Below are 6,956 nucleotides of genomic sequence, written 5' to 3' on the forward strand. Positions count from 1 at the left end.
GGGGGATGAGGGAGATGAGGGGGATGAGGGGGATGAGGGAGAAGAATTAATAACCAATGCCCAATGCCCAATGCCCCATGCCCAATGCCCAATTTGAGAGTTTCAAACAATATTTTGACAATTTACGATATAATGCCACACACTTGTTGATTATTAGTTGTCATGTACTAATGACCAATGACCAATGACTAATGACTCATAACTAAATGATTACAGCCACAGCGACGAAGATAGAAGCAATTCTGTATTTAAAGGGTAAACCCTTGTCGCTCGGCGAAATCGCCGAGTATGCCGCGTGCGATCGCGCCACTGTCAAAGAAGGCATAATTGAACTAATGGACAACTATGCCCACCGAGATAGCGCCTTAGAGGTAGTAGAAACTCCAGATGGTTACAGTTTGCAACTACGGTCTGATTTTCATGATTTAGTGCAAACGATGATACCAGTAGAATTGGGTGTAGGTGCATTACGGACTTTGGCTGCGATCGCCCTTAATAGTCCCATACTCCAGAGCGACTTGATTAACCTGCGCGGCTCAGGAGTATATCAGCACGTCCCAGAACTCGTAGAACTTGGTTTCATCAGAAAGCGCCGAGACAGCGATTCTCGCTCCTATTCACTCCAAGTAACCCCGAAATTTCATCAATATTTCCAAATCGAACAACTCCCCCAAATACTTTCCAGTAGCCAGAAGGAAGAACAACTAGAACTAGAACTGGAGGGAGTAGGGAGTGGGGAGTAGGGAGTGGGGGAATGAGGGAGATGAGGGGGATGAGGGAGCAGGGGAGGTAGGGGAGGTAGAGGAAGAAGAACTATTGATTATTCCCCATTCCCCATTTCCCATTCCCCATTCCCCACTCCCCATTCCCCACTCCCCTCCTCTTGACTTATACCTGTGGTGAATGCGCTACCCTTGTACTATGGTTTAGAGTAGAGTTAGCAATTAAGCTAAATAAAACTGCCAATGGTGTTTAATCCTGACTTTTTAAATGACAACTCTGAGGAACACCCTAATCAACTTCTTTCAGACCACTCTGAGCAATACCCCAATCAGTTACTCAAATATCTACAGCATCAGTCTCCTGATGTTTTAGCCAGGATTGCTCAGTCCGCCAGCCCCGAAATTAAACAAATCATCTCGCAAAATGTCCAAGGGCTTGTGGGAATGCTCCCGCCAGAAAATTTCAACGTGCAAATCACAACAGATCGGGAGAACTTAGCTGGGCTTCTAGCGTCGGCAATGATGACAGGGTATTTTCTGCGCCAGATGGAACAAAGAATGCAGTTAGAGCATTTGTCTAATGATCAATAATCAATGGTCAGTAGTCAAACATTCTGGAACTATTGACCAAATAATTACTAATTCGTAATTCGTAATACTTCGGCTACGCTCAGTACAAGTTCGTAATTCGTAATTAAAAAGGTTACAGCAGCCCACACTGAATTTTTAATTCAGTGGTTAACAAGACATTTGTGGAGAGTTAAAGCTTCCACTGATAGCGACGCGCAAAGCGAGTCCGCGAGTGTCTTGCAATTACGAATTACGTTAGCGCAGCAGTAGCGAGTCCGCGTTCGCTTTTAGCCTCTCGTAGAGAGCGTCATTATTAATTACGAATGATTTTGACTATTTCCTTTCAGGATAAGCTCCTGATTGTACTTTGAAGGTTTGAATTTTACCGCTACGGTTGACTTCGATAGCTATTATGTCTCCAACTGTGCTGGACTCTACGAGCTTCTGGACTTGGGCTGAGGTTTTGACTGGTTTACCGTTAACTTTTTGAATCACATCTCCAGGAAGCAGTCCTCCACGCTTGGCTGGAGAATCGTCTGTGACTTCTTTAATCACAATCCCAGCTTCCTGCTGAATGTTGAGCTGTTTTTCTTGATTAATCTGCCGTTTTCTGATGGGAGAAAGGTCTGCCATTTCAATACCCAAAAAGGGATGTTCCACACGCCCTTTGGTAAAAAGTTCATTGGCGATGCGGGCGGCGGTTTCAATGGGTATGGCGAAACCGAGTCCTTGAGCATCAGCGCGGATAGCAGTGTTAACACCAATCACTTCGCCTTGGGCGTTTAACAAGGGGCCACCAGAATTACCAGGGTTAATTGCGGCATCAGTTTGGATAAAGCTAACTCGCTTATCTGGGACACCGACTTGAGTGCTGGTGCGATCTGTAGCGCTGACGATGCCGATAGTGACAGTATTATCTAAACCTAGAGGATTGCCAATAGCGATCGCCCATTGTCCTGGTATTAAGTTTTGCGAATTGCCTAATTTCACAGTCGGTAGATGATCCGCTTTTATTTTCACCACCGCCACATCTGTCACCGAATCAACTCCTACCACCTTACCCTCTAAACTACGACCATCCTTGAGGGTGACTTGTACTGTATCTGTATCAGCTACCACATGAGCGTTAGTGAGTAATTCTCCATCTTCGCTCAAAATAAATCCTGATCCTGTACCGCGCTCAATGCGTTCTTGGGGAATTGGTTGCTCATCCTCTCCAAAGAATCGCCGCAAGAGGGGATTTTTCAAAGCGTCAGAGATAGGATTGGCGACTTTGCGAGTGGCATTAATTCGCACCACAGCCGGGCCAACTTTTTGCACTGCCGTCGCAATAAAATTCACATTATCGCCCCCAGTAGCCCCAATCGCTCCGTTAGAAGAATTTGGCACTACAGATTCTGGAGGCGAAGCCATTGTTACATTTTTTAACTGTTGGAACGAAGAATTTTTGAGCAGGAGATAGCGACTGCCAAATAAACCTGCACCACAGCCAAACACCAGTAAAAATACATAAACCGCCAGTTGCTTTAAGGATAACTTCATAATCATTCTGCTTAAGGACAGAAATGCAGTTGCTAACTTCTAAGTGTAGTCAAGCTAACGGCAAGTGGACAGATCAATTTACGAGGAATTGGGCATTGGGGATTGGGCATTGGGCATTGGTTATCGTAAATTAAAGGGTTTAAGACCCCTATATCACATGTAGCATCAGTTTTAGTCGGAGTTTAAATCTCCGTCTGAAATGTTTAAAATGTTTGAATTTTGAATTTTGAATTTTGAATTTTGAATTGTTAATCTTCTTGTCTCCCTCATCTCCCCCTGCTCCCTCTACTCCTCCACTCCCCACTCCCCACTCCCTACTCTTCCCATCTAAAATTTAAAGTTAATGCGCTCTTGACCTGTATACATGACTTTACCCTTTCGTCAACTGTTTCTCTGTAGCTTAGTTAGCGCCTTGAGCCTAGTATCCATACTGCCAAACATCAACAGCGCCAAGGCTGCTGTGGGTGGTTGCCCAACTCCAGCCCTATCTCGCTTCCAACGCCATAAAGTTGTTCGTGGCGAAACTTTAGAGAGCATAGCCCAGCGCTACAATCTCTTACCTACAACTATTATTGGCATGAATCCAGCTTTGCAGAGCGGTGCAATCGCAGCCGTTGGTAGTGTACTTCAGATTCCTCCCTACAATGGGATTGTCGTTGAAGTGCCTCGTGGTCAAACTTGGCGACAAGTGGCAGCGAAATACAAAGTTCGTGCTGATAGCCTTTTTGAGGTAAATGGCTGCCAACAAGACCCCAGAATTGTGTTTGTTCCGGGGGTAAATTGGTCGCCCAATGGTGTTGTAACTAAATCCCCTTTACCTACTGATGCAGGTACGCCAAACCGTGCATCCTTGTCTGGATATCCTTTGGGGGAAGTGGCAAATGTGGGATTAGCTTACGGCTGGCAAATTAATCCTGCTACAGGTGAAGTTTTCTTCCATAGTGGTGTTGATTTATTAGCACCAGTTGGTACAGATGTGCTAGCGATCGCGCCTGGAACCGTAGCCTTTGCTAATGACCAAGGTTCCTATGGCAAGTTGGTCATTATTAACCACAGTGGCGGACTCCAAAGCCGCTATGCCCAGCTTGACAGTATCAAGGTTACTGTCGGTCAACAAGTAAAAAAAGGAGACTTACTGGGAACAGTAGGCACTAGCGGAAAACCAACCTCCGGTCAACCGCACCTCCATTTTGAAGTGCGTTCTAGCTCATCTCTGGGTTGGGTAGCAGAAGATCCAAAGGGTTATTTGAAGAAATGAGGGAATGGGGAGTGGGGAATAGGGAATGGGGGATGAGGAAGCAGGGGAGGCAGGGGGAGCAGGGGAAGAAGAACTATGATATTGACCAATGCCCAATACTTCGGCTTCGCTCAGTACAAGTGCCCCATGCCCTATGCCCAATGCCTAATAACTAATGACTAATGCCCAATACTTCGGCTTCGCTCAGTACAAGTGCCCCATGCCCTATGCCCAATTCCCAAATTCGCTAGATTTTACAATGTGCATTCCTGCCTCTGCAAACCTTGCAAATGCTGCATCTGCCTGTTCTGTGTAGTCCACAACACCGGCAACAACAACAGGCGAAGTAGAATCTTCTAGCAAATAGATTTTTTGAGCAAGGGTGGCATCTACCTGTTTAATTTCTGTTAATAAATCGTCAATTGTCCAAGCGACGCAGTGACTTTTAGCTTGACCACCAATAATTACTGCATCATATTCTAAAAGTTGCGTAATCAGGCGCGTGTTCTTTAGAGCAAGTGGACGTTGCTCAAAATCTTCCAACACCTCTGGACGCAAAATGGAATAGTTTTCTGTTAAGGGATTTTCACCTTTAATTTCAAATTGCGTCTGACTCTGACGAGCAATACAGTGGAAAAATATGGCTTCTTCTATTGATGAAACTAAAGCATGACCAATACCACCCAACATAGAATGATAAGGCCAAACTGTTAGGGGATATTTACCGTCTTGACTGAGTTGCTTAACGTAATGGTAAGTATGTTTTTCTAATAATTCATAATCCCCATTAGTAACACTGTCAGCAACTGCTGGATTAACTTTCCAGATACCTTGTTCGATGTCTGTTGGGGTAATGTTAGTAGCTGCTGGAGTAGGATGTTCGCCGACTTTATTGGGGTTAAAGTGAGGAGGAATTGGTAGTTGGGTTATTGTTTGGGTGTTCATATAATTCTGCATTTATGTTGTAATTATTAAGCTTGCCTCAGTTAAATATAATGCCTTACTTAGTAAACCTCATCATGGGAACCTAAAGTTAGCAACAAAATTTCTTCCTCTCCTGATTCAGGATTTGTAACAAATTTAAATAAAATCCGATTACGATAATCAATTGAACATGAGTATCTACCCGATGAATCGCCTTTTAGCTTGTGACTACGTAAACTGAGTTGAAATGGGTCTTCAGCGATTTGTTGTAATACTTGCTCAATTTGAGAACGTAACTCAGGATTTTTCTTGACTAGACGCTTAAAAGCACGAACAAAAGTCGGACTCCAAACCAAATTTTTCACTCGTCTAACTCCGCCATCAAATCTGCAACTGAACCACGCCGGACATTACCTTGAGCATAATCACTTTCTGCTTGCGCGATTTCTTTTAATAAATCATCCCGTCGCTGTTGTTTGAGACGCTTTTGGATAATATCTACAAGAATAGCCTGAGCTTCTGGATCTAATGCTTCTACTGCTTCTATAGCTTTCTGGAATGTAGATGTTTTTTCTAGCATGGGCGTTAAAGAATTTGATGATAAGTCTAATTTAGCTGGTGGTGTGTGTAATCTGTTTACTCAATAGTATATTTGTATTAAGTAAAACAGCGTAAATAATTAAAGGTTTGTAGTAAGTAGATGGACAAAAATATTTACAGTCATTGCGAGCGAAGAGAAGCAATCCCAGCCGCAAGCGAATTGCTTCATTCCGCTTCGCTCCATTCGCAATGACGTTGTGTAATTAATTCTGTTCTACTACTTAATAAGTTCAGTCCTTCTTTTAGGACTAAAGTCCTTACTACGAACTCAATTATAATAATTTTACATTACTTAACAGATTTCGATTTATTCGCACAGACTTACTTATGAAAACATAAATTTAGCGTTAGCAAAGCTTAATAAAGTTATCGCTCTCATCCAAACTTCGCAACATTGCCAAACGTTGATCTAACCACTCATCTGTAAACCAACCATAAGGCAAAACATCGCCAACTACGTTTGTGCTGATTCCCATCACCCAAATATGAGCAGCTTTCACAAACACAGGAATTGATGCGAGTTCAGCCTCACTGAGTTTACGAATAGCTTGATATCCTTCAATAAAACTGTTTCTGACTGTCATATCTATCTTTATTTTCAACGCTACGTGCAAAAACTTCGCAATCTCAAAAGCACGCCAACCATAGCCGCACTGGTCAAAGTCAAACAAAGTAGGTTCATTCTGTTCTGTAAAATGAGCATTCCCTGAATGTACATCTCCAACACAAATTCCATATTCAGGCGCTGTTAGATGTAGTTGAAATCCTGCGAGTTGGCTTTTGATTTTTATTATTTCTTTTTGAAGATAATCAATATCATTTTTTCTATGTTTGTAGAGATGTGTAATTGCTCTCATTGACCAATCGAGCAAGTATTCGTTGTTTAATGCGGGTCGGCTAAAACTGCTTTTAAAATTGTCTAATTTCTGATGAATTTTTGCCAGTACCCCTCCCAAAATATAACTTTGTTTACCATCAAGTTTGTCATCAACTGCGTGACCAGGTGCGTAGTTAAATACTGCTACATAGCGCACGCCTTCGGGTGCTAAAATGTTTGTCGTAAAGCTACCATTTTTTCTAGCAATAGGGTATGCAACTGGCTGTTTTTGCTCATGCAAAAATACTAGTAATTCTAGTTCAAAATCAATTTCTTCTTTATTCCTCCACCCACGCCGATAAACTCGCAAAATATACTTTTCTCTCTCGGTTATCACTAGATAAGTATCATTTAGACCTCGTTTGTATAATTTACAGCTATGAGGTTTGGGGATTGGATACTCACAGAGTACACTGGTAATTAAAGCCGCCCCATCAGGAATTGAGTGAATTACAGGTATTGCAGGTTGGGTCATAGAATTACC

At 42.8% G+C, this 6,956-nt stretch carries 10 protein-coding genes and 1 pseudogene; 5 read left to right on the plus strand and 6 right to left on the minus strand.

Features of this window, described 5'->3' with window-relative positions; translation table 11 throughout:
* Positions 1 to 206: 206 nt before the first annotated feature.
* The 3 genes from scpB to LC574_RS19050 all read left to right on the plus strand — a co-directional run bounded on the left by scpB (position 207) and on the right by LC574_RS19050 (position 1,313).
* The gene (gene scpB, locus LC574_RS19040) at positions 207 to 743 is read left to right on the plus strand and encodes an SMC-Scp complex subunit ScpB (RefSeq protein ID WP_229454955.1); all 537 of its coding nucleotides are present in this window, start codon (positions 207 to 209) and stop codon (positions 741 to 743) included.
* Positions 733 to 903 (plus strand): hypothetical protein, encoded by a 171-nt coding sequence (locus tag LC574_RS19045; protein ID WP_229454956.1) that lies wholly within the window; start codon positions 733 to 735, stop codon positions 901 to 903. Before scpB ends, LC574_RS19045 begins: the two co-directional genes overlap by 11 nt.
* Positions 904 to 965: 62 nt before the next feature.
* On the plus strand, positions 966 to 1,313 hold the full coding sequence (locus LC574_RS19050; RefSeq protein WP_229454957.1) for a DUF760 domain-containing protein: 348 nt from the start codon (positions 966 to 968) through the stop codon (positions 1,311 to 1,313).
* Between the two features lie 312 nt (positions 1,314 to 1,625).
* Here the strand turns inward: LC574_RS19050 and LC574_RS19055 are convergent, their stop codons facing one another.
* Positions 1,626 to 2,834 carry an HhoA/HhoB/HtrA family serine endopeptidase gene (locus LC574_RS19055; protein ID WP_229454958.1) on the minus strand — a complete coding sequence of 403 codons (1,209 nt, stop codon included), beginning with the start codon at positions 2,832 to 2,834 and terminating at the stop codon, positions 1,626 to 1,628.
* 148 nt (positions 2,835 to 2,982) lie between these two features.
* Positions 2,983 to 3,138, minus strand: a complete 156-nt coding sequence (locus tag LC574_RS19060; RefSeq protein WP_229454959.1) for a hypothetical protein — start codon at positions 3,136 to 3,138, stop codon at positions 2,983 to 2,985.
* A 60-nt stretch (positions 3,139 to 3,198) separates the two neighbouring features.
* Between LC574_RS19060 and LC574_RS19065 the strand changes: the two genes are divergently transcribed.
* Positions 3,199 to 4,092, plus strand: a complete 894-nt coding sequence (locus LC574_RS19065; protein WP_229454960.1) for a M23 family metallopeptidase — start codon at positions 3,199 to 3,201, stop codon at positions 4,090 to 4,092.
* Positions 4,093 to 4,103: 11 nt separating this feature from the next.
* Positions 4,104 to 4,247, plus strand: a complete 144-nt coding sequence (locus LC574_RS19070; protein WP_229454961.1) for a hypothetical protein — start codon at positions 4,104 to 4,106, stop codon at positions 4,245 to 4,247.
* Positions 4,248 to 4,296: 49 nt separating this feature from the next.
* On the opposite strand, the pseudogene LC574_RS19075 reads toward LC574_RS19070, so the two are convergent.
* The 4 genes and pseudogenes from LC574_RS19075 to LC574_RS19090 form a co-directional block, all read right to left on the minus strand.
* Positions 4,297 to 4,965, minus strand: a pseudogene (locus LC574_RS19075) (isochorismatase); the annotation flags it as partial.
* A gap of 110 nt (positions 4,966 to 5,075) precedes the next feature.
* Complete coding sequence (locus LC574_RS19080) at positions 5,076 to 5,360, minus strand: type II toxin-antitoxin system YoeB family toxin (RefSeq protein WP_229454962.1); 285 nt, start codon at positions 5,358 to 5,360, stop codon at positions 5,076 to 5,078.
* Positions 5,357 to 5,575, minus strand: coding sequence for a hypothetical protein (locus tag LC574_RS19085; protein ID WP_118163017.1), 219 nt, complete (start codon positions 5,573 to 5,575; stop codon positions 5,357 to 5,359). Before LC574_RS19085 ends, LC574_RS19080 begins: the two co-directional genes overlap by 4 nt.
* A gap of 367 nt (positions 5,576 to 5,942) precedes the next feature.
* Positions 5,943 to 6,956: phosphotransferase enzyme family protein (locus tag LC574_RS19090; protein WP_229454963.1), on the minus strand; the 1,014-nt coding region annotated here is incomplete at its 5' end.

The organism is Nostoc sp. CHAB 5715, assembly GCF_020829685.1.
Classification (GTDB): domain Bacteria; phylum Cyanobacteriota; class Cyanobacteriia; order Cyanobacteriales; family Nostocaceae; genus Nostoc.